General features: G+C 41.2%; 20 protein-coding genes and 1 tRNA gene. 7 read left to right on the plus strand and 14 right to left on the minus strand.

Annotation, left to right across the window (positions count from 1 at the left end; genetic code table 11):
• Window positions 1-146 precede the first annotated feature (146 nt).
• Genes EJN84_RS02120 through EJN84_RS02130 form a run of 3 tightly spaced genes read right to left on the minus strand, consistent with a single transcriptional unit; the run spans window position 147 to window position 4,080 of the window.
• On the minus strand, window positions 147-632 hold the full coding sequence (locus tag EJN84_RS02120) for a methylglyoxal synthase (protein ID WP_129593890.1): 486 nt from the start codon (window positions 630-632) through the stop codon (window positions 147-149).
• A 15-nt stretch (window positions 633-647) separates the two neighbouring features.
• Window positions 648-2,396 (minus strand): phospho-sugar mutase, encoded by a 1,749-nt coding sequence (locus tag EJN84_RS02125; protein ID WP_129593891.1) that lies wholly within the window; start codon window positions 2,394-2,396, stop codon window positions 648-650.
• A 37-nt stretch (window positions 2,397-2,433) separates the two neighbouring features.
• Entirely contained in the window at window positions 2,434-4,080 is a 1,647-nt protein-coding gene (locus tag EJN84_RS02130) for a dipeptidase (protein WP_129593892.1), read from the minus strand.
• A 161-nt stretch (window positions 4,081-4,241) separates the two neighbouring features.
• Between EJN84_RS02130 and EJN84_RS02135 the strand changes: the two genes are divergently transcribed.
• The 7 genes from EJN84_RS02135 (at window position 4,242) to truA (ending at window position 9,586) form a co-directional block, all read left to right on the plus strand.
• A complete protein-coding gene (locus EJN84_RS02135) occupies window positions 4,242-4,544 on the plus strand; it encodes an FtsB family cell division protein (protein ID WP_129593893.1) in 303 nt (100 codons plus the stop codon).
• Window positions 4,545-4,702: 158 nt separating this feature from the next.
• Window positions 4,703-5,062, plus strand: a complete 360-nt coding sequence (locus tag EJN84_RS02140; RefSeq protein WP_129593894.1) for a hypothetical protein — start codon at window positions 4,703-4,705, stop codon at window positions 5,060-5,062.
• 15 nt (window positions 5,063-5,077) lie between these two features.
• The gene (xerD, locus tag EJN84_RS02145) at window positions 5,078-5,986 is read left to right on the plus strand and encodes a site-specific tyrosine recombinase XerD (protein WP_129593895.1); all 909 of its coding nucleotides are present in this window, start codon (window positions 5,078-5,080) and stop codon (window positions 5,984-5,986) included.
• 209 nt (window positions 5,987-6,195) lie between these two features.
• Window positions 6,196-7,320, plus strand: a complete 1,125-nt coding sequence (dnaN, locus tag EJN84_RS02150) for a DNA polymerase III subunit beta (protein WP_129593896.1) — start codon at window positions 6,196-6,198, stop codon at window positions 7,318-7,320.
• 26 nt (window positions 7,321-7,346) lie between these two features.
• A complete protein-coding gene (locus EJN84_RS02155) occupies window positions 7,347-8,117 on the plus strand; it encodes a 3'-5' exonuclease (RefSeq protein ID WP_101487404.1) in 771 nt (256 codons plus the stop codon).
• A 21-nt stretch (window positions 8,118-8,138) separates the two neighbouring features.
• Window positions 8,139-8,813, plus strand: a complete 675-nt coding sequence (locus EJN84_RS02160) for a DUF5715 family protein (RefSeq protein ID WP_129593897.1) — start codon at window positions 8,139-8,141, stop codon at window positions 8,811-8,813.
• Window positions 8,814-8,824: 11 nt separating this feature from the next.
• Window positions 8,825-9,586, plus strand: coding sequence for a tRNA pseudouridine(38-40) synthase TruA (gene truA, locus EJN84_RS02165; RefSeq protein WP_129593898.1), 762 nt, complete (start codon window positions 8,825-8,827; stop codon window positions 9,584-9,586).
• Between the two features lie 85 nt (window positions 9,587-9,671).
• Here the strand turns inward: truA and rho are convergent, their stop codons facing one another.
• The 11 genes from rho to EJN84_RS02220 all read right to left on the minus strand — a co-directional run bounded on the left by rho (window position 9,672) and on the right by EJN84_RS02220 (window position 26,367).
• Window positions 9,672-11,570, minus strand: coding sequence for a transcription termination factor Rho (gene rho, locus EJN84_RS02170; RefSeq protein ID WP_129593899.1), 1,899 nt, complete (start codon window positions 11,568-11,570; stop codon window positions 9,672-9,674).
• 394 nt (window positions 11,571-11,964) lie between these two features.
• On the minus strand, window positions 11,965-13,017 hold the full coding sequence (locus EJN84_RS02175; RefSeq protein ID WP_129593900.1) for a DUF6340 family protein: 1,053 nt from the start codon (window positions 13,015-13,017) through the stop codon (window positions 11,965-11,967).
• A 169-nt stretch (window positions 13,018-13,186) separates the two neighbouring features.
• On the minus strand, window positions 13,187-15,664 hold the full coding sequence (locus tag EJN84_RS02180) for a glycoside hydrolase family 9 protein (protein ID WP_129593901.1): 2,478 nt from the start codon (window positions 15,662-15,664) through the stop codon (window positions 13,187-13,189).
• A 102-nt stretch (window positions 15,665-15,766) separates the two neighbouring features.
• Window positions 15,767-17,602 (minus strand): RagB/SusD family nutrient uptake outer membrane protein, encoded by a 1,836-nt coding sequence (locus EJN84_RS02185; RefSeq protein WP_129593902.1) that lies wholly within the window; start codon window positions 17,600-17,602, stop codon window positions 15,767-15,769.
• Between the two features lie 12 nt (window positions 17,603-17,614).
• Window positions 17,615-21,010, minus strand: coding sequence for a SusC/RagA family TonB-linked outer membrane protein (locus EJN84_RS02190; protein WP_129593903.1), 3,396 nt, complete (start codon window positions 21,008-21,010; stop codon window positions 17,615-17,617).
• 631 nt (window positions 21,011-21,641) lie between these two features.
• Entirely contained in the window at window positions 21,642-22,280 is a 639-nt protein-coding gene (locus EJN84_RS02195) for a porin family protein (RefSeq protein WP_129593904.1), read from the minus strand.
• 161 nt (window positions 22,281-22,441) lie between these two features.
• Window positions 22,442-23,062, minus strand: a complete 621-nt coding sequence (locus tag EJN84_RS02200; protein WP_129593905.1) for a porin family protein — start codon at window positions 23,060-23,062, stop codon at window positions 22,442-22,444.
• A 199-nt stretch (window positions 23,063-23,261) separates the two neighbouring features.
• Window positions 23,262-24,497 (minus strand): M16 family metallopeptidase, encoded by a 1,236-nt coding sequence (locus tag EJN84_RS02205; protein WP_129593906.1) that lies wholly within the window; start codon window positions 24,495-24,497, stop codon window positions 23,262-23,264.
• Window positions 24,498-24,510: 13 nt separating this feature from the next.
• On the minus strand, window positions 24,511-25,209 hold the full coding sequence (locus tag EJN84_RS02210; RefSeq protein ID WP_129593907.1) for a DNA alkylation repair protein: 699 nt from the start codon (window positions 25,207-25,209) through the stop codon (window positions 24,511-24,513).
• 24 nt (window positions 25,210-25,233) lie between these two features.
• The gene (locus tag EJN84_RS02215; RefSeq protein WP_129593908.1) at window positions 25,234-26,190 is read right to left on the minus strand and encodes an NAD(P)-dependent oxidoreductase; all 957 of its coding nucleotides are present in this window, start codon (window positions 26,188-26,190) and stop codon (window positions 25,234-25,236) included.
• A gap of 103 nt (window positions 26,191-26,293) precedes the next feature.
• A tRNA-Asn gene (locus tag EJN84_RS02220) sits at window positions 26,294-26,367 on the minus strand.
• Window positions 26,368-26,395: the final 28 nt, after the last annotated feature.

The raw sequence follows: 26,395 nt of genomic DNA on the forward strand, positions 1-26,395 counted from the left end.
AGAGAAATCTAATAATACGCTAATAATACGCTAACGATTACCGGTAAAGTTTGGAATCTCTGCACCAAGATTATAAACGCCAAAGTTTATTAGGAATAAATCAAGGGGTATTTAATCGGGTGCTTACTATTTAATCAAAGAAGCCGTTAAATATCGCTTTCCGAAACATTGTTCAAGAACGAATAAGCCTTTCTGTCAAATCTTTCGTAACGAGGAGGTGTCGGTACATACGAGTCGTCGTCCCACAATGTGCTGGTGATCATCAGATCGGCACTATAGCGATTGCATGCAATGGGCACATTGTGAATGCGACATTGCCGCAACAGCATCATGATGTCGGCCTCATGTGGCTGAGGATTCAAATCGTCGATGAGAAAAACAGCCAGATTGATTTCTTTGCGGACAACCATTGCGGCTATTTCTGCATCTCCACCCATAGGTCCCGAATTCATGCACGTGATGTCGGGTTCGATTCCTTCGTTTAATAAGGCGCGTTTCACCAGGGATCCGGTAGTTCCGGTACAAACCAAGTGGTGGTGTGATAAAAATTCGGAGTTGTAAACTACCCAATCCACCATGTCGGCTTTCCTCCGATCGTGTGCTACGAGAGCGATAGTTAATTTTTTATTCATTGGATACTGTTTGTTTTAAATTCCTAACTCTTTTCTGATAGCTCCTATTTTGGCGTTTGCACGCTCTTCGGCCACTGCGATTTCATCACGTGATTTTACTATATCGTGAACTTCGATGTAAAATTTAATCTTTGGTTCGGTTCCGGATGGACGTATCGAAAGTTTGGTTCCATCTTCGGTGAAATATTGCAAAACGTTTGATGTGGTAGGCATTTCGAGTGAAATATGTTCGTTGCGAACAAAATCTATTCCTTCAAGTTTTGCAAAATCCTTCATCAAAGTAACCTGCGATCCGGCCAATGTTTTTACAGGATTATTCCGAAAATTTTTCATCATGGCTTCTATTTCATCTGCGCCTTCTTTTCCTTTTCTTACGAGCGATACACTTACTTCTTTGGAATAGCCGTATTCCACGTAAATATCCTGCAATAATTGATACATCGTTTTACCCTGATCTTTGGCCCAAGCAGCTACTTCGGCAAATAGACAGCAAGCCGATATCGAATCTTTGTCGCGAACAAAATCGCCTGCCAAAAATCCATAGCTTTCTTCGCCTCCGCCGATGTATTGTTTTATCCCTTCGTTTTTGCGAATGACGTCAGCAATCCATTTAAACCCGGTGTAGCAATCGTAAATTTCCACTCCGTTGCGCTTAGCTATTGTGGCTGCAAGTTCTGTGGTTACGATCGTTTTCACGGCGTAATCTTTCGACGATAACTTGTTGAGTTGGCGTCGCCGTGTAATCAGGTAATATACAAGAATGAGCAGCGTCTGATTGCCATTGACGAGAATAAAGTTGCCTTCGGCATCGCGTATTGCGGTTCCTATACGATCGGCATCGGGATCGGTTGCCATAATAATATCCGCATCTGTTTCTATGCCTTTTTTAATTGCCAAATCGAGGGCGGCAGGTTCTTCGGGATTGGGTGAGATGACAGTCGGAAAATCGCCGCTGATTACATTCTGCTCCGGAACATCAATGATGTTCGAAAATCCAATAGCCTTCAATGCGTCGGGAACCATCGTGATGCCGGTACCATGAAGTGGAGTATATACGATTTTCAAATCTTTTTGATGTTCGATGGCTTCGGGGGAAAGAACCAGTTTTTTTACTTCATCGATGAACGCTTGGTCCATATCCTTGCCGAGTGTTTCGATCAGTTCTTTTTTGCCTGAAAATTTGATTTCGTCGTTCGATTTGATTCGATTTACTTCGGCGATGATTTGATGATCGTGAGGAGCCAATACCTGAGCACCGTCGTTCCAATAGGCTTTGTAGCCGTTATACTCTTTCGGATTATGTGACGCGGTGATCATAATTCCGCTTTGACATCCCAGCTTTCGTATGGCGAAAGACACCTCGGGTGTAGGTCGCAAGCTTTCGAAAAGATAAACTTTAATGCCATTGGCGCTGAAAATATCGGCCGATATTTCGGCGAACTTACGGCTATTGTTTCGGCAATCGTGTCCGATAACCACTTTTATTTCGGGTTTGCTGGCGAATTCTTTTAGCAAATAATTAGCTAGTCCCTGTGTGGCTGCACCAACGGTATAAATATTCATCCGGTTGGTTCCTGCACCCATAATTCCGCGCAAACCGCCGGTTCCGAATTCCAAATCTTTATAAAATGCATCGATGAGGGTAGTCTTATCTTCGTCATCGAGCATTTTCTGAACTTCGGCTTTCGTTTCGGCATCGTAGTTTCCGTTGAGCCATTCTTGAGCTCTTGCCGTAACGCGTGATAGCAATGTTTCGTTGTCCATAACTTTAAAAAGATTATAGTTGATTATTTCTTATGTCTTATTTTGTTGTTTCAGGTACCTTATAGCGGTCGCCCGTTTCTCTTATAACGGCTCGGCGATATTCTTCGGGGTAACCCGGTCGTGAGGGAAATTCGGGCAATCCGTGAGGATTTCTTTTAAATTTATCGTTTTCTTCTTTCTTTACCACTCCATCAATATATTTTACGAGCAAGTATTCGCCAAGTTTTTTCCATTCCGATATACCGTTTGAGATTTGAGCGTTGGTATAATTGGTCAGATAATCAATGGATTCTGTCTCCGATTTTTTGTAAAGTTGCAAGGCCTCTTTTTCGATTTGAGGTTGTTGCTGACGAAAAGATTCTTCGAGCTTGCGTTGAACTTTTTCAACATCTTTAATCATATAACTGTATTTGCCGTAAACCATGTTCGAAACCCAGTTGTGTATCCAAAAAGCCGAATTCCACGAGAAAGTGAGCAAATCGCCATTACCGACTCTCATTTCTTCGGCTACGGAAGTGTTTCCGCAGTAAACGGGATAATATACGTTTTGAGCGGCGTCGTCAACTCCGAACCACAAGATTCCGCCAATTTGGTTGGGCAGCCACGATCGCATTTGTGCTACGAAAGAAAATCCGGTTTGCTGGGTTGCGATGGGGCGTTCGTTGAAATATTCGATCGAATCGACAGTCCACGTCAAAGGTGACCACCGATACGGACACTGAAAAGGTCCGGCTCCAAGGTCGTTGCGCCAGTCGAGGTCGGTACCCTCATAATGATCACGCATGTAGGATTGTGCCTCTTCTACAGAGATCAGCCGATCGGGTTTGATGTAGAGGGGCATGGGTTCTGTGGTTTCTCCTTTGGCATATGAAACATACTGTGCCATGTCTTTATTCACATGATTGAAAAACGACCACACGCGCGCTTCGCAAAATCGTTGTGCGCCGAAATCGAGTGGTGCGTATGCACGTGAAAAACTGAAATCGCTGTCGTTACCGTCGAAATAACCTTTTTCGCGAGCGAAAGAGATGACATCGGGAGAGTAAAGACAGTTTTGAGGATCGTTGAGCGGAAACTGCTGAATGCGTGCCTGGTTGGCATGTGCTGAGACGCAGTCGTCGGGGATGCGGACGGCAACCCAAACCGCTCCTTTGTTTCCGGGCCCTTTCCCGATCATTTCCATGATCCATACTTCGTTGGGATCGGCTATCGAAAACGATTCGCCCGAACTGTAATAGCCGTATTGAGCAACCAGATCCGTCATCACTTTTATAGCTTCGCGAGCAGTTCTGGATCGTTGCAATGCTATGTAAATCAAGCTGCCATAATCGATCATTGCGGTTGTGTCGACGAGCTCTTCGCGTCCGCCGAATGTGGTTTCTCCGATAGCTACCTGATATTCGTTAATATTCCCGATTACGTTGTATGTTTGTTGTACTTGATGGATTTCCCCCAGATATTTGCCCGTATCCCATTCATAAACTTTGAGCATTTCTCCCTCTCTATGTGTCGAAGCAGGCCAATGATACAGTTCACCATAGAGTCCAAATGAATCGGCAGCATAAGAAATCATCGTTGAACCATCTTTTGAGGCCTTTTTGCCGATTAAAAAATTGGTGCAGCTAAATGCTTGATTCGTACAAAATAAAATTGTAAAAAATGCGATAAGATTTTTTCGAGTCATACATTCATTCAAATTGGTTTTTTGCAACAATTCGTAAAGGTACGTTTTTTTGATGTAATTTTACAAATATAACATCAATATCTTTATTTAATTGTCTGCAATTTCTGACGAGTGAAAAATATGATTAATTTTGTAGGATAACAAATATCACTACGTGACAAATGGGGGAAAAAGAAACGAAAATGCGTTTTAGGTTGTTGGGAATGAATCACTATCAGTGGATAGTGATAGTGGTGTTGTTAGCTATGCTTTTTCTCTTTAGCGATAACAGTATTTTTAAAAGAATCGAGTATGATCGACAAATCAGAGATTTGAAATCGCAGATAGAATTTTACCGGGCGCAATCTGATACAAATCGGTTGAAATTGAATGAATTGCAATCCAATAAATACAATCTGGAAAAATTTGCACGCGAAAATTATTTTATGAAAAAGGACAATGAAGAGGTTTTTATTATCGAATAAAATTTTTTTTTGGAAAAAGCAGCATTTTCATTTTAATAATTGCAGGTTTATCTCCGGATGCTTTGTTCCAAAATATTCCGTCTGTTTTTACGGGAGTATAAATTCATAGATACTGAATCTGTTAGTATTATTTTTAAATAGGTAAGATAAAAGAATAGATGTCAAAATCAAAGGAAATAATTTACGCCTTTTCGTGTGTGTTGATATTGGCTGCTGCTGCTATGTACATGGCTTTGCCTGAAGTTGCTACTTGGATGATGGTTGTCGGCGTTGTTATTTTTTCTGCTGTCACGGCCAAAAATCCATATCCGGGCAAAAGTATCAGGGGCAAGCGTTTGTTTATGTTTCGGATATATGCTTGCGTATTGATGGCTGTAGGAATCTATTTTATGTTTCGCCGGCAAAATATCTGGTTTTTAATGATGCTCATCGCATCGGTTTTTCTGATATATTCAGCTTTTTTGATGCCGCGGGTATGGGAGAAAGAGCAACTTGAACACACGGATAAAGAATCATAGAATTCGATAGAAAAAATGCCGGACAATAGGGTTGAAGAAAAATATAAAAGATATTTGCTGCTCGAAAAGGGATTGTCAAAAAATACCATCGAAGCATACATGACAGATTTGCATAAATTTTCGACCTACGTTGCACAACACAATTTGTCTTATCGAGACATTTCGTATATACATCTCCAGGATTTTCTGTCTTCTCTTCACGATCAAAATATCTCGCCGAGGTCAGTTGCCCGAATTCTTTCAGGCGTAAAATCGTTTTTTAAGTTTATGCTACTTGATCAGTATATTGATCATGATCCGTCGGAACTACTCGATGCTCCCAAAATAGGATACAAACTACCCCAAGTTTTGTCTGTCGAAGAAATCGATCGGATATTGAGCGTGATCGATGTTTCTACTGTCGAGGGTTCCCGAAATTATGCCATTATCGAAACGCTTTACAGTTGCGGGTTGCGTATTTCGGAACTCACATCACTCAAGTTTTCAAATTTGTATTTCGACGAAGGATTTATTCGTGTCGAAGGCAAAGGAAGTAAACAACGTCTGGTACCTATCTCCGAAACCGCAATTCAAAAGATAAAAAATTATCTGCAGCATCGTCAATTGATAAATATCCGTAGGGGAAGCGAAGATGTATTATTTGTAAGTACTCGCGGGCGATCAGCCGGATCGATGCTTTCGCGCTCGATGATATTTCAATTTATCAAAGAATATGCAGAGTTGGCGGGAATCAAGAAAGAAATAAGTCCGCATACATTTCGTCATTCATTTGCCACGCATTTGCTCGAAAGAGGGGCTAACATTCGGGTGATACAGGAAATGCTGGGTCACGAGAAAATTACCACGACCGAAATCTATACACACATCGATCGGAATTTTTTGCGTCAGGAAATTATCGAACATCATCCTCGCAACCGAAAATAAGCTACATCTGCAAAAAAATCATTTTTCCTGCCTTCAATCTCCTTCAAAAAATTAGCCTGATTGGAGAAAATTACCTAAATTTGCTCAATTAATCATTTGCTGAAAATTAAGTTTTCCATTTACCAAATTATGTGTTTTTTAATATAGAGGAAAAATCTTTCTTTGGCATACATATCGTAGATCAAGAAAAATAATTAAAACATAATCGTATGAAATTTGTCGTATCAAGTTCCAACTTACTCAATCATTCGCAGGCAATCAGCAGGGTGATCAATTCGAAAAAGACCCTTTCTATCTTGGATTGTTTTTTACTGGAATTGAAAGGAAACGCATTGTCGTTGACGGCTGCAGATAACGAAAGCCGCCTTCAGACAACGATTGATGTTTCGAATGAAGGCAGCGATGGAAGTGTGGCTATTAATGCCAAAAACTTACTCGATCCGCTCCGTGAATTGCCGGATCAGCCATTGACTTTCGAGATAAACGATGACACATTGGAGGTAAATATTTTTTACCACAACGGTAAATACAACTTTATAGGTTTGAAAAGTGAGGAATATCCTGAGCCTAAACAACTGAGCGATAATGTAATGACGTTTCGTATCAATGCACAGGATCTTTTCAATGGCATCAATCGAACGATTTTTGCTACGGCCGACGACGAATTACGACCGGTCATGAATGGTATCTTTTTTGATCTTACACCCGAGGGTCTGACCTTTGTGGGATCTGACGGCCACAAGTTGGTTCGATTTATTAATAAGGCTGTGAAAAGCGAAGGTCGATCTTCGTTCATTCTTTCCAAAAAACCGGCGAATCTGCTCAGGGCCCTGCTTCCACGCGAAACAGGCGAAATAGAAATACGATTTGACGAAGACCAGGCTTATGTTGTCATGCAGGATTATACCATGTTATGCCGATTTACCGAAGGACGATATCCAAATTATAATTCGGTGATTCCCAAAAACAATCCCAATAGTGTTACCATCGATCGTTTGTCTTTACTGAATGCCCTAAAGCGCGTAGCCGTTTTTACTAATCCGGCTATTGGCCTGATCAAAATGCAATTCTCTGAAGACAGTATTGTGGTTTCGGCTCAAGATATCGATTTCCTTACTTCCGCCGAAGAAACAATTCCTTGCACTTATCACGGAAATGTGCTCAATATCGGATTTAAGGCTTTATTTTTGATTGATATACTCAACAACATCCCTTCGGCTGACGTTCGTATTGAGCTCTCTGATCCTTCGCGTGCAGGTGTCGTTTTTCCCGCCGAAAACGAAGAAAACGAAGATATGCTTGCATTGCTTATGCCCATGATGCTTAACGATTGATTGCCGAAGAAAAATTTTATCCACGAATGAAATTGAATCTTAAAAATCCGTTGGTTTTTTTTGATCTCGAAACTACCGGTATCAATATAACGAGAGACAGAATTGTAGAGATATCTTTCTTGAAAGTTTATCCGAACGGGAAGGAAGAAATTAAATCACGCAGAATAAATCCCGAAATGCCTATTCCTCCCGAAGCCACTGCTATTCATGGCATCTCCGACGAGGATGTAAAAGATTGCCCCACATTTAAGCAAATTGCCAAATCTTTGGCAGATCAATTAGAAGGTTGCGATTTGGCAGGTTTCAATTCGAGCCGTTTCGATGTGCCTCTGCTTGCAGAAGAGTTTTTGCGTGCCGGAATTGATTTCGATATGAGCAAGCGCAAGTTTGTGGATGTGCAAATTATTTTTCACAAAAAAGAACAACGTACGCTCGAGGCCGCTTACAGATTTTATTGCAATAAGGAGCTCGAAAATGCTCACTCGGCCGAGGCCGATACCGTTGCAACATATGAGGTTCTGAAATCGCAACTCGATCGGTATCCCGATTTGGAAAATGATATCGAGAAGTTGTCCAACGAATTTTCGAGCTTCAATAACAATGTCGATTTTGCCGGGAGAATCGTGCTCAACGAAAAAGGTATTGAAGTTTTTAATTTCGGAAAACACAAGGGTAAACCGGTTTCCGAAGTTTTCAAAAATGAACCCAGTTACTATTCATGGATTATGGATGGCGATTTTCCACTGAATACAAAACAGGTGGTTACGAAAATTCGTTTGCGCGAAATGAATAAATAGAGACTATCTTAAACCGATTGTATGAAGTATTTTCAATGGCTGATAGTAATCGCGATGACCTTTGTTTTCACGGAATGTGGAAAAGGTAATGCCGAAAATGAGCACAAGACTAAAATGGATCCTATCGTCAGAGAACGCAAGGCTCGTTTTGTCGGAAACTACAATCGCGAATTCAACGATTTACCTGATCTGCATTTGGAGGCCGCTATCCGCAACGGAATTGAACCATTGAAAAGTCGTGTTGATACTCTGCTGTTAAAGAACGATTTGGTGCGACTGCCTGTTGAACTCGAACTTTACAAAATGTACGATCTCAAACATTCCATCCCTTTTTTGGTTCCTTCGGCTGCAAGTTTGCTGATCGAAATTTCCCGAAATTTTCGCGATTCTCTTTATAGTAAGGATCTGCCGCTTTATCGATTGTATCTGACAAGCGTTACACGCACCGACGAGGATATTGCGGGTCTTACCAAAAAAAATATAAATGCTGTCGAAAACTCGTCGCATCGATATGGAACTACTTTCGATATTTCATGGAAGCGATTCGATCCCGTTGATCCGGATACGCTTCAATCATTACCTCCGGAGCGTTTGAAACTCGTCTTGGCACAGGTGCTTTTCGATTTGAGAAATCAGAATCGATGCTATGTGAAGCATGAGCGAAAACAAGCCTGTTTTCACATTACAGTTCGTTAGTCGTTCATCCAATGTCGCGTTTTTTTATCACTCTTGCATACAACGGAAAAGATTATGTGGGATGGCAAATTCAACCCAACGGAGAAAGTGTGCAGGAAGTGGTGCAAAATGCGTTGTCCATCATTTTGCGTGGTGAAATTGTTTTGGTGGGTGCCGGTCGGACCGATGCCGGTGTTCATGCCCGAAAAATGATCGCTCATTTCGATTGGAACGGCATAGCTTTCGATCCAAACGATTTAGTATTTAAGCTCAACGGATTTTTACCTCGAGATATTGCCGTTTACGCTATCCGAGAAGTGGATGCTCGCGCTCACGCCCGATTTAGCGCTTCATCGCGAACATATAAGTATTTTATTACTCTTCGGAAGGACCCGTTTTTGTTCGATCTGAAATATCGAATTTTTTATACGCCGGATATCGAAAAAATGAATTGCTGCGCACAAATTTTGAAGGAATACACCGATTTTACCAGTTTCAGCAAATTGCACACCGATGTAAAAACAAATTTTTGTAATATAACTGATGCTTATTGGGAGCGAGTAGGAGAATACGATTTGGTTTTCACGATCACTGCCGATCGTTTTCTTCGGAACATGGTACGCGCCATTGTGGGGACATTGCTTGAAGTGGGGCGAGGCCGACTTGACGAAAACGATTTCCGACGGATTATTGAAGCAAAAGACAGGCGATCGGCAGGAACATCTGCCCCCGGATATGGGCTATATCTTCACGATATAGTTTACCCCGAATGGGTGTTTCAAATCGGGGATTAATCGCGATTTGAATTTCAAAGAAAAAAGCAGCAATCGATTTTGTCGATCGCTGCTTTCTGCATTTTTTAGAATGGATCGAATAAATTCAATCGTTCATCGATATCAAGAATTCTTCATTGTTTTTGGTTCGTCTCAATCTGCCCAAAAGGAATTCCATAGCTTCAACCGAATTCATATCGGATAGGAAATTACGTAAAATCCACATTCTGTTCAGCACATCTTCCGATAGCAGCAGATCGTCGCGTCGTGTGCTGGATGCCATGATATCTACGGCGGGGAAAATGCGTTTGTTGGACAGTTTGCGATCGAGTTGCAATTCCATATTTCCTGTTCCTTTGAATTCTTCGAAAATCACGTCGTCCATCTTCGAACCAGTGTCGGTGAGAGCGGTAGCAATAATAGTGAGAGAACCACCATTTTCGATATTTCGTGCAGCACCGAAAAAGCGTTTGGGCTTGTGGAGGGCATTGGCATCGACTCCTCCCGAAAGCACCTTGCCTGATGCCGGTTGAACGGTATTGTATGCTCTTGCCAATCGGGTAATGGAATCGAGCAGGATAACCACATCGTGTCCGCATTCTACGAGACGACGGGCTTTATTGAGCACGATTTCGGCAATCTTTACGTGGCGATCAGCCGGTTCATCAAAGGTGGATGCAATTACTTCCGCGTTCACACTGCGTTCCATGTCTGTAACTTCTTCGGGTCGTTCGTCAATGAGCAGTATGATCATATATACTTCGGGGTGATTGTCGGCAATAGCGTTAGCTATATCTTTCAACAACATTGTTTTACCGGTTTTGGGTTGGGCAACGATCAACCCACGTTGTCCCTTCCCAATAGGAGAAAACAAATCGACTATTCTACACGAAAGATTGTCGTTGTGCCCTTTTGTAAGATTAAATTTTTCGTTCGGGAACAAAGGCTTGAGATGATCAAAAGGAACTCGGTCGCGTACCTCTTCGGGATTGCGTCCGTTGATCATGTCCACTTTTACGAGCGGAAAAAATTTTTCACCTTCTTTTGGCGGACGGATCGGGCCCTCCACAACGTCGCCTGTCTTCAACCCGAAAAGGCGAATCTGCGATTGCGATACGTAAATATCGTCAGGCGACGACATGTAGTTATAGTCCGAAGAACGCAGAAAACCATATCCTTCAGGCATAATTTCCAGCACTCCGGATGCTGTCAAAATTCCGTCGAAATCGAATAAAGGTTCTTTTTCGGTATCTTTCGGTGCGTTCGGAGTAGTCGTATTGGGTTTGTTTTGTTGATGTTGGCTTTGATTCTGATTTTTTGGGGCAGCAGGTTGAGGTCGAGCTTGCAAGGGAGCCGGGGTCACCAATTCCATTAATGAAGGTTTCTCTATTGCGGCAAGTTCATCTATTTCGGGTGTTAACGAGTTTTCTTCCGGTTTGTCTTCGGCTACAACCGGAGGAAGAGTAACAGGTGGAGGGGTATTTTGTTTTTCTTCAGTTCGCTGTTTTGAAGGCCTGAAAACGAGTTGAGTTGGTTTCGTAACCATCTTTTGTTCCGTTTTCGGATCTGCTTCTTTTTTTGCCTGACTTTCGTTTTCCGGTTGTGGACCCGGATCTTTTTTTGCGTCTTCCTTTTCCGGAACGGGAGTTGATTGATCGTCGCGAATTTCCGCTAAATCGGTAGCGGAGCTCGATATTTCTTTTTCCGATTCTTGTTGTGTCGCGACAGGATTTTTTGCGGGAGACTCAGAAACAGATCGTTTTTGAAGCGTATGTTTTCTTCCTGTTTTTTCTGATTTGGTTTCCGACTTTGTCGTTGGTGTCGGCACGGATGTTGATTGATTTTGTTTCGATTTCTTTGTTTCGGCAATCGCTTGCTCATCGAGTATTTTGTAGATGAGCTCTTCTTTTTTATAAGCGTCGGGACGCCTGATTCCCATTTCTTTGGCGAGTGCGCGTAATTCTGTTGTAAGCTTTTCGTTAAGCTCGATAATGTTATAAGCCATGTATAATGTATTGAATTCTCTGTATGGTTTAGTATAATAAATTATATGACAATTATCTACGGAATGTGATGTTTGGTGGAACTCAAATTAACAAACCTGAATAAATAAACTTAATTATAAAATGTGATGAATAAAAAATAAACAAGAACAGTAGAATGTTCGAATACGTTTTTGAAGATTCTACCACAAAGGTAATATTTTTTTAAATATCAATACGCGCAGAATGATTTTTTTTGGATTTTGCCTGTAAAAATCTTTTCAGAAAATGATATTTTGCAAAACCGAACGTTTTTTCCTTTTCGATCATACTACAGCAATAGCAAAAAACAGTATTCCGGTTGTTGGGTTAATTGTATCGAAATTTTTTCTTGTTTATTGACTACGGTACGATAAATCAATTCAATTTCATAGCATTCGATTTGTCGTAGTTGTCCTTTCTCCTCTGTATCTCATTTTTATAAAGTTCGGCTCGTTTGCGGTCGAGCGAATTATTTGTTGTCGATTGATCAAACAGTTGTTTTGAAATAGTGATCCACTCGAGCGCCGAATTCAAGTCGTCGAGCATTTCATAAGCAAAAGCAATGTTGCTGGCCGCTTTAGCCTTATCCGGATTTTTTTTCGTCTTGTCATAATAGGCTTTCCATTTCGAGATAGCTTCCGGCCATTTGTTCGATCGAGCAAAAACATCGGCCTCTTTCATCAGCGAATGATTTGACGTATAGTACCACCTGCTTTGAGTTTCCCAATGAGGAACAAATATGTAAGTCATTTTTTCTGCAGCATACAAGGCAAGTTCTTTCATGGCTTCTTCGTGGGTAGGGAGAATAAGATCGGCATAGGCTTTCCCGTCCTGAATGTCGAATCCTTCCCATCTCAAACTGTCTGTGAATTCTACGGCGGGAAGTTTTCCTTCCATAGTAGGCATATAAACTCGGATGATAGAATTAATCTTTCCCACCATAGCTCCATAAGGATAACCTTCTTGCTTGAAATAATCATTTCTTTCGGTCTGAAGCATCAATTTTTCGAGTGAAAGGATGGCATCTGCGCCGGTCTGCAAGCGTAGATCATTCATTGTTTCGGGGTTTAATCCGATTGTTTCCCAAAAACGGCGATCCGTTCGTAATGGTTTGTCATAGATCATCACTTTATCGAAGTAATTTTCCTCCGATAAAAATTGTGTCAAAGCTTCGGTGAAAATGATGGATATGCTGTCGGTTTTTGCTTCCACTTTTTCAGCATCGCTTTTTCCAACTTGTTTCCACGTGTGTCCCACGTCGTTGGGTTGTTTCCCTGCATTGTCGATAATCAAAATATTGTTCACGGTTTCGGGAAGAGGTATTTGAGGGGGTTCGTTGGTTTGTATTGTTATTGTCCTGATTCCTGCACAACTAAATAACAATAATCCGACAATAGATGCAACGAATAGTTTGTATATATTTTCCATGCCGATAATTTGTATGAGTTTCGCCTTGCTTTAGACAAACAAAATTACAATATTTTTCAGTTCATCTTGCATATGAATGGAGAAATTATAAATTGTCTGAAGTAACGGGTTTTATAGTGAACTCAGTTTAGTTAATTAAATACAGGGAGTAGTAGAAAACATTATTCTGTCAATTCTTTAGCAATTCTTCCACTCTCACAAGTTCGTATCCCCGATGTTTCAATTCCTTAATCAGATCATCCAATCGGTTGTATAACTTGTCAGTACGTTTCGGATCCGTTCCTATATGCATGAGCAGCAAAAAACCATTCAGCGTATTTTTCTCTTCATAAGCGAGAATATTTCGATAAATAGTTTGAGATGAACGATAGTTGTTCATGTCAGGCGTCGTGTAATCGGCATTGGATGTAGTTCCCGGTGTAAAATTTATTATTTGAACATGCATTGCTTTTGCCCAATTGCTAATTTGCCCGTTATACCATTCGTAAGGAGGTACAAAATATCGCTTTTGTTCCATTTTTAACCCGATATTTTCCATTGTTGCATAATTGTCTTTCAAATCTTTTTCGAATACATCCCGAGAAACCAATGTCGAATCCCGTTTCTCCCAATCGGCATACAACACATGAGTATCGGAATGAGGACCAAGATAATGACCATCATGTTGTAAATTTACGGCAAGAGAGGAAAATTTCCTGTAAAAATCTCCTGTCAGGAAAAAGGAAGCTTTCACCTTATTTTTTTTCAAAGTATTTCGAATCGCTTCTGCACCATCGGCAAATTCGTGTCCAGTAAAAATCAGTGCCAGTTTCTTTTTCGAAGGATTTCCCCGCACAATGCCACCCAAAACTTTTTCATTTACATTCGCTTGCGAGTTTAAGTACCCCAGATAGAAACAAAGGGAAGCAGTGCCATCCATTGTCGGTTCATTCGTAGAATAATCGGCAAAATCATCATGATAAACCACATAATCCGACTGAAAAGGCGCATATTCATCCTCGTTGGCCAAATAAATTCCGATTAGACGATTAAAAATCGAAGTGTAAATAGGACCGTCAACCAATCCGCCTGTAATCGGCATTCCATGCAAATGCATAAAAGCAGAATGAGGGTCTTCGGGGGTATCCGCACCATCGGGATAACCGACAATCATGGAAGTTCCCCACGGATTGCACCCCAAAAGCCAGTCGCGCATGGCGGTCTCCATTTCAAGAAATGTATTGTCATCGGTAAGTTCATGATAAAGGCGGCACTGAGTAATAAATCCCACGGTAAGATTATTTGAGCACCAGATAAATGGAATGCCATTCAAAAAAGCATCGCCAAGATCCCGGGCACGGTCTTTTACTCGCTGCAAGCCGGTTCGTATATTTCGAATAAATTCGGTTCTCGCCGCCGGATGATCGTTTTGCAGTGCCAGGTGATAATTTCCAAGGTTAACGAACGGATACCATTGATAATGACGGGCAGAATCGGCACCCATCCATGGCGTTACAGGTTCCAGACGTCCGTAATGCACAGCGTGATTCAGGTATTCACTATTCCGGAGAACGTTATACATTTCGGCAGCAGCCAACTGCATATCGTCAGCCCAGTTATCCTCTTCGTAAAAATAAGGTGCGCCACCGGGCGCTGTCTGACAAACTCCCGGATTTTCCGATCCTTTGCAATAAGCATCCTGAGCCTTTTGAAGCAACATTTCCGAAAATTCGGGATAATAGGGTGCTAAAAGTTTAGCTCCCAAGGTAAACGACGAAGCATATTTACCCAACGTAGAGGCCAATCCTGTACTGCGGTTTTTATAGTTGAAAAGTCCTTGCGGTTTCGGACTGCAAAAATACACCGAACGCTCTTTTCCTGCGCCCCAGCCATAATCCACCTTTTGCCGGGTAGGCAAAACCATTCCCGCATGATCCCGATCATCGGCCACCTGATTGAAGTAAGTATCTTTATCGGGATTCATTTTCACCAGCCAATCGAGTCCCCATTTTGCTTCGTCCAAAATATCAGGAATACCATTTGCCCCCTCGTCTCCGTTTGCCTGATAATGATCGCCAAATACATCGGGATATTGACTGTAAGCGAACAATAGTTGATAGACAGCATTTGCCGAAGTGGTAACATACTGCAAGTAATCCGAAGCATCGTGCCATCCGCCAACTACGTCATAATATCTTCCATCACGTTTGCCGTCAGGATCGCCTACCGTAATTCCGTCATATACATGACAGGAATCCCTCAAAAACGGATTATAGCCGCAACGTTGCTGGCGCATATACTTCAATGGGATTTCCGATGCTCCGGCATAAATATCGTTGCCAATTTTAAAAGGGACTGATTTTCTTTCGCCTATTTTTATTAAATAAGTTCCGGGAGCTGAAAAATCGGAAAAATCCAAACGAGCCGATGATTCAAAAGCCGGTTGTTTGCCCATATTCCTGATTTTATTGCCCGAATAAACCACTTTCCCGCTTTGAACATCAATGACTTCAAAACGTGAGACGTTTTTTTTCTCCTTGCTCACCCATACTGCTACCTTAATATCATTTTGTAGATACCCCACCTGATTCACCCGAATCCATTGTGTTTGTGAGAATCCGAAAATTGGTGTGAGCAAAATAAGTAAAACAACTGAAATTTTTTTCATGAAAATTGGATTTTGATTATGCGTGTAAAACTGCAAAATGATCGTTCCGAAAAAACAACAAGCAGCCCTGTTTTTAGGCTGCTTGTTGCGTATTTGACAGAATTATTCCCACCCGGGGGTTTGTGTGAGAATATAGCCTTTGTCTTTGTATTGATCGATCTGAGCTTTTCCTACGGGTGCAAGATATACTCGATCATCAAAAGTTTGTCTGTCGACAGCTTTTTCAATCATATAAAAGCCCACCATCTCGTCAGCATTAGTTCCATCATAAGTCACGATTGTTCCATCTGCTTTTCTCACCTTCAGTATTCCTTTTTTGCTGGCAGTTAAGAAAGATGGTAATTCTTCCTTGATGTTTATCCATAGGCCAAACAAATTGTCGGGGTGTGTAGTTGCACTCATGTATTGAATTTTTTTCCAGCGTTTAATGTCAAGCAAGCGCGAATATTCGAAAACAAATTCCATTCTTCGTTCTCTTCTTATTTCCCAGATCAATGCAGGTACGTCTGGATCGCGATCCGGATCATCAGGTAATGAAGCCAATGTCATAGGTTCCGTTTTTTTCACCCCTTTAGCTATTGCAACAGCATCTAAGGGGCGATTCCGTATTTTATTAATAGATTTGTCAATATCGGCCTGTGTAACAGCTCCTCCGCCCAACGTAGCCAATTCTGCTTTCGCTTCAATCCAGTTTAGTAACACTTCCGAATAACGCATTACAGGAGCATCGTTTGTATTGGTATTGCTTCCATACATAGGGGGGATGTTACCAGAATCCCAAAATGTGGGACCTGTTCTGTCGATAAATTTGCTAGCGTATAATAACGTCGAGGATTGTACTTTTGGAACATCTTGAAACGTTGCTTCAAAACGCGGGTCACGTGTTTTGATCATATTTTTGATGTTCAATGAATCTGCATATTGAACCGAAGAAAGTTGATATGGCATTCCGTCGTTGCAAAGGAAAGCTTTAGCCAGCGATAAATTTGGTGCAGTGGGTTGAGCTTCATATCCGTTAGAATAAGAAGCAATATGGTGGGTTACATTTTGTGCAGCATCGTAGTGGCGATACATTAACATCTCTTTATTTCCTTTTAAATCTTGAGAGCCGAAAAGTGAACGGAAATCGGTATCGATATCATATTTTCCACTGTTAATCACAAAGTCTCCTGCTTCTATGGCGAATTGCAGATATTTTTGCGCTCTTGCTGCATCATTGTTGTGATATTTCTGCCATGTCCCTTCGAAAAGCATGATGCGTGTAATGAATCCTGCGGCAATATACTTGTTCAATACATTGTCTCCATCGTTCAAACGAATGTTTTCGTAAGCATACTTTAAATCGTCGTAAACGTTATCCATCACTTCGCCACGTGGTGTTCTATCCTTATACATTTCGTCGTAATCTTTTTCGGAAAAAAGTTTATCGTAATAAGGTACATCTCCGAAAACACTCACGAGCCGATGGTATTCGAATCCTTTGAAAAAACGGGCCACTCCCATCCAATGCTTATATTGTTCGTCTGTGATTAGTGGCTTTGCTTCGTTTTCAATTCTGTCGATAAACAGGTTACTTTTTCTAACCCATGCGAAATTCCATGTTGGACCGGCATATTGTGTGAGCATATCGGGAGTTTCAGATGTACTTCCTCTGCTTGAAGGTACACTCGACTCAAAATTCGATTGCACGTTGGCATTCGAGAAATCGTCACTAAAATAATATCCTCTTAAAGGAGCATAAGCCACTCCCCAGGTATTATTATACCCTACAAAATAGTTCATATAGAAACCGTTTGCGAACAATCTTAAGTCGGACTCGTTGCGCCAATAAGTATCGTCGTTCATATCATTCAACTGTGGTCTGTCCAATACATCCGAACAGCTTCCCAGCAAAAGGACTACCGAAAATAGAATACTATAATATATATTTTTTTTCATCGTAGTATATCGTTAAAATGTTATTTGTAAACCAATGGATCCGCTTTTGAAAGTAGGAGCGCCTACTCCCGTACGGCCGGAGTTATAATTCGTTTCGTTAAACATCGAATATCCGGAAATAACCTCGGGATCAATGGGGAGACCTCTTAATTTGTCGAAGGTAAAAAAGTTCTCCAACGACACATAGATTCGTGCCTGTTTAAGCAAAATATGATTGATCACTTGTTGAGGAAGAGAATATCCCAATGTAATGTTCTTCACGCGCAAATATGCCATATTCAGCAGATATCTCGATTGTTTCTGCATATTATTTGCTTCATTTGTTCCATTCAAATTATAAGGAGCAGGATAAAAAGCATCTGTTCTGTCGGGACGCCAAAAGTCTCCGGCTATTGCCTGTGGCATGGCCCCGTCAGACGATTGAAATCCCGGCGTAGTTAAGAATCCCACACCCCATATTTGCCTACTGCCTACTCCTTGTAGAAAAACTGATAAATCAAGACCTTTGTAATCGGCTCCTAATCGGAGACCGTATTCATAACGTGGTGTCGAATTGCCGATAATCTCCAAATCGCCATGATCATCCAATAATCTGCTACCCGCGTCAATTTCGCCATCACCGTTCAAATCGACAAACTTCACATCGCCCGGTCCAAAGAAGAAATTGGAACTATTTTGCAAAAATACCTGATATATTGGTTTTCCGTCTGCATCAGATAGTTTATTTGCGACTTTTCCTTTGTATTTTTCACTTTCATTTTCGGTTAAGGTAATTCTCTGTAGATTTCCGTCCGCATCCAAAACAAAATCTTCTTTTTGATATAATCGATCGGTTCTATAACCCCAGATTTCACCATATTTTTTCCCCACATACCAACCATCAATACTTTGGGTATCACCATATTTCAAAATGGTTGTTACAGCATCGGATAATGTACCCATGATATTGATGCCGATTCCGTTTTCAAATCGATGATTGTAGTCCAGAGCTATTTCCCATCCGTCGGTTCTCATCGAACCGAAATTTCCTTTAGGTGCACCTGCTCCAAAGGTGAAGGAAACGCCTTCACCCGGAACTATCATGTTCTTAGTGTCACGTCGATACCAATCGAAAGTCAACCCGAGACTGTTGTCGATGAAACGAAAATCGACTCCGAAGTTCGTACTTTCCAAATCTTGCCAGGTGATATCTCTTGTAACAGCACCGGGGGTACCGACTGCTACTACTTTTTTGCCACCCGGATCGAGCCAGTTGATTTGATTGGTTGACATGGAAGGAACGTATAAACCGTTGGGAACAGTTTGATCTCCTATGATACCCCACGAACCTCTTATTTTCATCGAGGTCACAGCCGGAGTTATCCATTGCATCCATGGTTCTTCGGTCACCCGCCATCCTGCCGAGAAAGATGGGAACCAACGCCACCACAATCTTTCAGGAAATTTAGAACTTCCGTCGTATCGAAGGTTTGCCTCCAACAGGTATTTATCTTTGAAGGCGTAATTGAGACGCCCGAAAAATCCAAGCTGTGCGTCCCAATAGGTATTGCCTCCGGAAGTTTGTGTCCCGACGGCTTTCCCGAACTGGGGATCGGTGATGTCTGCCAGGTCCGTTATCTGCGACCAGTTATTTTTTGCATCATACGTTACACGATTCATTCCCACCATAAATTTAAACGCATGGGTATCTTTTAATCGAAGGTTATACGTGGTATAAACATTCATTGTATTTGTAACTGCATTTTGTACATTCCTGTAAATATGGTCGGGGTTTGCTCCATGTGCTGTATATTCAACCAGGGCAAGTTGATAGGCAGGCAAAGCACCTTGAGTGGTAGGTGGAACTTGTTCTCCTTTATCGTTCACGTAAATTCTTGTGCCTGATGCGTCGTTTAGGGGTATTGCACCTCCCCAGGAGTTAAGAGCTGTATAACGAGTTCCCGGCCTATTGTTTATGAAGGTCAGATTCGCATTCGTAAAATCAAAGTCTAATGTCCAGTCTTTTGTGAAATTAACTAAGGCACCTATATTCACATTGTAATATTTGTCCTGCAAATTTGCCGTATTTGCCTGCATGGTTTCAGAATGAGGGCTTCTTATAATATTTCCGTTTTCGTATCCCATTGGCTGGATAGGCCCCCAACGATAGAGATATAACCACGGATCGGCGGTTGTGCTATTTGTTGCATAGGGATATCTTTTGTTTCGATCAGAGTAAATCGCTCCGGCTCTCAAGGTTACATATTTGTTGATTTCCGTATTTAATCTAAGGGTTCCGTTGTATCGAGTAAAATCATCTTTCTTAGCGGGTTTCATCATACCGTTCTGATACAAATATCCTAACCCGATATTGTAAGAAGTTTTTCCGCTTTTTCCATTTACCGACAAGTCGTGATTAGTTGATGGTGCCCATTCGCGAATCATATAATCGTAAGGATCATAAGTCCTTAACCCTAATTTTCGATTATTTGCATCTACATACCAATCTCGCCCATAAACCATAGGTTCATTGGGTCCCATTGATCCGTAAGTTTGATGCCATTTTTGGGATTTTTCAAAACTTTCAGGTGTTATCTGCCAAAAAGCGCCGGTTACTGTAGAGCCGACTCTTTGGGCTGCTAAAATAGAATATTCCATAGCGTCCAATCGTCCCATTTCCATTTGTTTCGATATGTTCTGCCATGCTACATTGGAGGAATATTGAACATCTACGCGTTCTTGTTGTGCTCCCTTCTTCGTTGTAATAAGCACTACACCAAAGGCTCCTTTTGCACCGTATATAGAAGCTGATGCAGCATCTTTGAGTATCGATATCGACTCGATGTCATTCGGATTTACTATCTGTATGCTTGGAATCTCAACATTATCCAATAGAATCAAGGGCTTAGATCCTCCTTCGAAAGAAGCGATTTGTCCTCGGATTTTTATTAAGGGATCAGAACCTATCTCTCCACTTGGAATTATAACCGATAGTCCCGGCGTAGATCCCTGTAACCCTCGTCCCACGTCCGGAATGGGACGACTATTGAGTGTTTTGGCAACATCAACCGAAGATACTGCTCCTGTCAGATTTTCCTTTCTTTGGGTTCCGTAACCAACCACTACCACTTCCTCAAGAAGTTCGCTTGCCGATTGCATAACAATCTGTAAATTTGGAGCAACGGATACCTCCTGAGTTTTCATCCCGACATACGAAATCACTAACGTCCCATCTGCAGGGGCAGAAAGTGTAAAGTTTCCATCTAAATCGGTTACAGTTCCTTGTCCTGTCCCTTTTATCTGGATAGTTGCTCCGATTATCGGATCTCCATTTTCATCAATAACTTTCCCCGAAACTCGGGTTTGAGCAATTGATGCTCCCGCACATAATAGTAGCAGGAAGAATAAAAAAAACGATTTTTTTTTCATAACAGATATAATTAAATATTAGGCCACAGGCAATTTTCGAGAAAAGTACGCGGGGAAAACGAATGTGGCATTTTTACATTAATTTAAATCACGTCTGCAAATATACAGAAAATACTATTATATTTACAAAATTTACAAATTTTAATTTTGAATAAATAACATCGAGGTTATATTCACTTCGTTACAAGTATTTATATTTGCTTGTGCCATTATTGGTAATGGAACAGATGAATATCTGTGCCGACAAAAAGTGACAAACAGAAATGCAATTTGTAATTCGTAACTTGCAATTCCCATTTCTCCACTTCAAACTTCTTTTTAATACTCCATTGTTCGAATCATACTATCTCCGTATTTGCGTCGTATTTGCGTCGTACTTGGTTCGAATCAACGCTACTTCGCTTGGGGCAAATATTTACTTGTGGCCTACATAGAGTAAGTTTCCGAACTTGTGCCGGAAAACAATCGCAATTTTAAACTGCTTTTTGTTTTTCATGCTTCACACAAAATAATAATTCCATGCCCGTTATTAGCGGTCGAGATCCAATACCTATTTTATCTTATCTAAAACAATAAAGAGTGCCCATTTGGAGCACTCTTCTTCTCTGATTTTATTACAAAAAGATTCTTTTCAAAAATTAAAACCTATAGCGACGTATCCGTTTTGAGTTTTCACTGAAGTCCCATCAATTCGTGAAATATTGGCCAATCCAAAATCCCAACCGGCATCGATGGTGAAACTGTTGAACTCTAATCCGGCTCCCAGACCTATTCCTCCATCGAAGTTTCTGAATCCGATGCCTGCTGCGTTTACATCGCCGGCACCTGAAAATGTATCGTATTTAACAACATTGTCGCCCGAACCCACTTTGGTTTTTCCGGCAATTCCCACTGCAACATAAGGTCCGGCATTCACATTGAAACGGACTGATCCCGAAATCGGAATTTTGTAGGAAAAATGCAAAGGAAATTGCAGATAATACATGTCGGCATCGACCGGAACCGATTGTTGATCTCCGCTTGTAGTGGAATATGTTGCTCCTTTCATAAAAAAATAGGCACCGGTCTGAACGGACATATTGCTGATAAATTCATAATCGACCGTTAAGGCACCCATTCCTCCGAATTTACCGGACAGATCGGATAAATCGTTGCTCGTCAATCTTGTGAATGATCCGCCTCCCTTAATTCCCACATACACACTTTGCGATTTCGCCGAAATGTTTAAAAACAATGTCAGAATGATTACCAAACTTGTTATTTTACTCATAATCTATGATTTTAATAGCAGTAAATTTTCAAAAGCAGGCTTTTGAAAAACAAAGATAAAGGATTCTTTCCGTTTTAACAACTTCAAATCAATGGAAATATTTACAAAAAAAGCGTTCCGATGTCCCGAAACGCTTTTGGAAGATTCATTTTCCGACATAATTAGTTAAATCGATATCCTATCGAAAGGTAAGCATTTTGATTTTTAATATTGCCATCATCGATTCTCGAAATATTTACCAATCCCATATCCCAGCCAAGGTCCAGCAAAAATTGTCCAAACTCGGCACCTACACCAAGTCCCAAACCGGCATCGAATGGTTTATACTGATAGTTTTCATCCCCGAATACATTATCGTTGGTTATTGAAACTGAGCCCGAAGTAACTTCCGATTTTCCGCCTACTCCATAAGCAATATAGGGACCTGCGTGAAATACCAGACGAGTGGCGGGCATTACTTCATATTTGTAAGCGAAATGAACAGGGAGTTGCAAATAGTTGAGGGTTTGCGTGAAATCGCCATTGAGGTCACCAATTTCTCTTGTTACCTTCGAACCTTTCGTGGTAAAAAACAATCCTGTCTGAACCGCCATTGCCGGTTGAAACTCGTAGTCTAAAGCCAACCCCAGGTTAAATCCGAATTTCACATTTTCGTCCGTCAGTTCGTCACCATAAAGGTTCGACATGTTTAATCCGCCTTTGGCGCTTAACGAAACTTGTGCTTTTACGGTGATTGTCGCAATTAGCATAAGTGCTAATAAAGATACTGTCAATTTTTTCATTGTTCTGATTTTTTTTTAATGATTTTGTTTTAATAATAAATATGAATAAACGCTTTTTTTTTAAGCGAATTGGGGTACAATTCTGCTGATCAAATATTTTGTAACCGTTTAAATTTTTTAAAGTTCAACGGATGAATCTTCTTCATGCAATTTTAACGGTTTTTTTAATAGTTTGATAAAAGCATTTATTGCAATCTGTTTACTTCGATCGAAAATGAGAGGAATAGTTTAATTGAGACATCTCCGAAATATCGAGAAATTCATCCACAAGGGTTTGAATTTCTATGCTTGAGACAGCATCAATCTTCTCAAACATTTCTTCAAATGAAAGATAATCATTGAAATGCAAGAAACTTTTGGCCATTGCCAAAGCTACGTTTTCGTGATTCTCGGACGAAATACCCCATTGTCCTTTCAATTGACGCTTGGCCAAAAGAAGCTGCTTTTCCGTAATCGGCTGTTGATGAATACGCGTAAATTCCTTATCAATCAACTCTATGCATCTATCGATATCTTTTGAATCGCAAGCAAAATAAATATAAAAAACTCCCGTATCGGTGTAGAAAGTGACATTTGATTCCACCTGATATACCAACCCGTTTTTTTCGCGAAGCGAATTATTCAACCGACTGCTCATGCCTCCACTTAAAATGTGGTTGAGCAAATAAAACGCATAGCATCGCGAATCGAACATGTCGATTGTTTGCCGTCCGATAATGGTATGAGCTTGAGCCGATTTTTTGTTAATTATTTTCCGGATGGGAATGTTTTTAGTCGGTTTAATTCTTTCCTTGAAAGGAAGAGCCTCAAATGATTGACTGAAATACTTTTCGACCAATCCGGCCACTTTGGCGAAAGGGGTACTGCCGAACGAAAAAAACACCATTCGGTCGGGTCTGTATTGCCGATTGACAAATCGTTTGACAGTGGCTGAATCAAATGAAGAAACAGATTTTGGCGTTCCCAGAATGTAATGACCAAGTTCATTCCCATCGAAAACAAGATTTTCGAAATCATCATATATCTGCTCGGATGGTGTATCGATATAGGAGTTAATTTCGTCGAGAACCACGTCACGCTCGCGTTCAATTTCGTGCTGTCGAAACTCGGAATGGAAAACCACATCGCTCAACAGCTCAACGGCGCGGGCAAAATAAGGTTCGAGAAAGGTGGAGTAAATGTAGGTTTCTTCTTTTGTTGTATAGGCATTCGTTTCGCCGCCAACGCTTTCCATGCGATTGGCAATATGATATGCCCGACGGTGCTCAGTTCCTTTGAACAACATGTGTTCGACAAAATGTGCCAACCCTATTTCATCCGGATACTCATCTCGCGATCCGGCATTTACCACAATTCCACAATACGAAATATTCGATGAAAAAGGTTGATGAATGATTCTCAGCCCGTTAGAAAGTGTATAGGATTGATAGTGCATGACTTCCCCCAAATTATCGTTTCATATATTCGATTCGCTTTTCGGGCGAAAACCGCTCGATGGCATAACGAAGCATGGTTCGCGGCATTTGCCGGTAATATTGATCGAGAAATTCGGTCAAAACCGGTTCATTCCGCTTCCCAACTTCACGCAACATCCATCCACAAGCCTTGTGCATCAAATCGTGACGATGATCGAAAAATTGCACTGACAGTTGTAAAGTATCCGCAAAATCGTTTTTACGGATAAAAGCCAAAGTCGAAACAACAGAGATACGTTCTTTCCACAGACTTCTGCCGGCGGCCAGATCATATAAAACAGTTCTGTTTTTGTCGAACAACCATTCGCCCACAATATAAGGCGCCGACAAATCTACCAAATCCCAATTATTCACCGCATGGATATGATCGCAATAAAAATCGAAAATCGACTTTTGTTTTTCGGCATCCGCCTTTTTGAATTGTTCTACGAGTAGGATAAGACCGCAGAGACGACATTCGTGCATTTCATCATCGAGTAGTTTTTCAATCTCGTCAAACGACATATTTCTATAAGTTTTGGCTATGCTTCGTGTCTCAGGAACTGTACATCCAATGAAACGATCACCTTCGCCATATTGACCTTTGCCGGTTTTAAAGAAATAGGCTGCATGCTCCGCTTTTTGCGGACTGCCCATCGATAACAATTCATTTTTTATAAGTTGTGCTGTCATGCCTGTAAAAAAAAAATGGGAATCTTAGTTCACCCTTTGTACGGGAAATGTTCCCTCATAAAATCCAACGATATTTTGGACCATTTCTGTCGTCATCTTCAGTCGATCATCGATGGTTTTTGTGGCTGCATGAGGAGCGAGTACCACATTGTCCAACTGAAGCAAATCAGGCAAAATATGTGGTTCGTTTTCGAACACATCCAAGCCGGCAGCCCATATTTTCCCCTCTTTCAGGGCATTGGCAAGCGCCTTTTCGTCCACCAAATTACCTCGTGCCGTATTCACAAAGACGGCAGTTGGTTTCATCAACGCAAATTCCTTTTCGCCAATCATATGATAATTTTCGGGACTTGATGGAGCATTAAGTGAAATGTAATCGGCGGTTTTGAGCAACGCTTCGAGAGAGACATATCGAGCATTATACAATTTTTCAATAGATTCGTCCAGTCTGTTTCTATTGTGATAAATGGTATTCATCCCCGAAGCGACAGCTCTGCGAGCCAAAGACTGCCCGATTCGTCCCATTCCGATGATTCCGAGCGTTCGACCATGAACGGGAAGTCCCGATTCGGCATAAACGCCCCAACTCACACCCTGAGGCGTGCGAAGTTTGCGATCGTAATACCCAATGCGACGGCCGGCTGCCAGCAACAAGGCAAAAGCAAATTCGGCCGTAGGCTCTTGTGTCGAACGAGGTGTATTGGTTACGACAATTCCTTTTTGTGTGGCGTATGCTACATCAATATTATCGAATCCAACGCCGAAATTTGAAATCAACTCAAGTTTCGAACCTTTATCCATAATTTCGGAATCGGTATAAAATCCAAAATTGGGAACTAAGACTTCGAATTCGGGAATCATTTCGAGTACTTCGTTTCGCGTGAAATGCGATTTATCTTTAGGAAGAACTATTTCATACTTTCCTTCCAAATCTTTCAAGTATTCTTCTTTGAATCGGTATGCCATCAATATTTTTTTCATAACAATGCCTGTTTAGTTTGTCTATCGAAAATATTAAATAATCGAATGGGCAATGCGAATGTTTTTGACACAAAAAAAGCGAGTATCAAACCCGCTTTTTTTGCTCTTCAGGTTGGACTTGAACCAACGACCCTCTGATTAACAGTCAGATGCTCTAACCGACTGAGCTACTGAAGAATTCTTTTTGTTATTCGAACCTTTCGAT

Origin of the sequence: Seramator thermalis (genome assembly GCF_004138125.1) — a bacterium.
Lineage (GTDB): Bacteria > Bacteroidota > Bacteroidia > Bacteroidales > Dysgonomonadaceae > Seramator > Seramator thermalis.

What these genes read in the sequence shown, in the direction of transcription:
- EJN84_RS02120 (WP_129593890.1), bottom strand. Translation starts at nt 632, where the DNA reads ATGAATAAAAAATTAACTATCGCTCTCGTAGCACACGATCGGAGGAAA.
- EJN84_RS02125 (WP_129593891.1), bottom strand. Translation starts at nt 2,396, where the DNA reads ATGGACAACGAAACATTGCTATCACGCGTTACGGCAAGAGCTCAAGAA.
- EJN84_RS02130 (WP_129593892.1), bottom strand. Translation starts at nt 4,080, where the DNA reads ATGACTCGAAAAAATCTTATCGCATTTTTTACAATTTTATTTTGTACG.
- EJN84_RS02135 (WP_129593893.1), top strand. Translation starts at nt 4,242, where the DNA reads ATGGGGGAAAAAGAAACGAAAATGCGTTTTAGGTTGTTGGGAATGAAT.
- EJN84_RS02140 (WP_129593894.1), top strand. Translation starts at nt 4,703, where the DNA reads ATGTCAAAATCAAAGGAAATAATTTACGCCTTTTCGTGTGTGTTGATA.
- xerD (WP_129593895.1), top strand. Translation starts at nt 5,078, where the DNA reads ATGCCGGACAATAGGGTTGAAGAAAAATATAAAAGATATTTGCTGCTC.
- dnaN (WP_129593896.1), top strand. Translation starts at nt 6,196, where the DNA reads ATGAAATTTGTCGTATCAAGTTCCAACTTACTCAATCATTCGCAGGCA.
- EJN84_RS02155 (WP_101487404.1), top strand. Translation starts at nt 7,347, where the DNA reads ATGAAATTGAATCTTAAAAATCCGTTGGTTTTTTTTGATCTCGAAACT.
- EJN84_RS02160 (WP_129593897.1), top strand. Translation starts at nt 8,139, where the DNA reads ATGAAGTATTTTCAATGGCTGATAGTAATCGCGATGACCTTTGTTTTC.
- truA (WP_129593898.1), top strand. Translation starts at nt 8,825, where the DNA reads ATGTCGCGTTTTTTTATCACTCTTGCATACAACGGAAAAGATTATGTG.
- rho (WP_129593899.1), bottom strand. Translation starts at nt 11,570, where the DNA reads ATGGCTTATAACATTATCGAGCTTAACGAAAAGCTTACAACAGAATTA.
- EJN84_RS02175 (WP_129593900.1), bottom strand. Translation starts at nt 13,017, where the DNA reads ATGGAAAATATATACAAACTATTCGTTGCATCTATTGTCGGATTATTG.
- EJN84_RS02180 (WP_129593901.1), bottom strand. Translation starts at nt 15,664, where the DNA reads ATGAAAAAAATTTCAGTTGTTTTACTTATTTTGCTCACACCAATTTTC.
- EJN84_RS02185 (WP_129593902.1), bottom strand. Translation starts at nt 17,602, where the DNA reads ATGAAAAAAAATATATATTATAGTATTCTATTTTCGGTAGTCCTTTTG.
- EJN84_RS02190 (WP_129593903.1), bottom strand. Translation starts at nt 21,010, where the DNA reads ATGAAAAAAAAATCGTTTTTTTTATTCTTCCTGCTACTATTATGTGCG.
- EJN84_RS02195 (WP_129593904.1), bottom strand. Translation starts at nt 22,280, where the DNA reads ATGAGTAAAATAACAAGTTTGGTAATCATTCTGACATTGTTTTTAAAC.
- EJN84_RS02200 (WP_129593905.1), bottom strand. Translation starts at nt 23,062, where the DNA reads ATGAAAAAATTGACAGTATCTTTATTAGCACTTATGCTAATTGCGACA.
- EJN84_RS02205 (WP_129593906.1), bottom strand. Translation starts at nt 24,497, where the DNA reads ATGCACTATCAATCCTATACACTTTCTAACGGGCTGAGAATCATTCAT.
- EJN84_RS02210 (WP_129593907.1), bottom strand. Translation starts at nt 25,209, where the DNA reads ATGACAGCACAACTTATAAAAAATGAATTGTTATCGATGGGCAGTCCG.
- EJN84_RS02215 (WP_129593908.1), bottom strand. Translation starts at nt 26,190, where the DNA reads ATGAAAAAAATATTGATGGCATACCGATTCAAAGAAGAATACTTGAAA.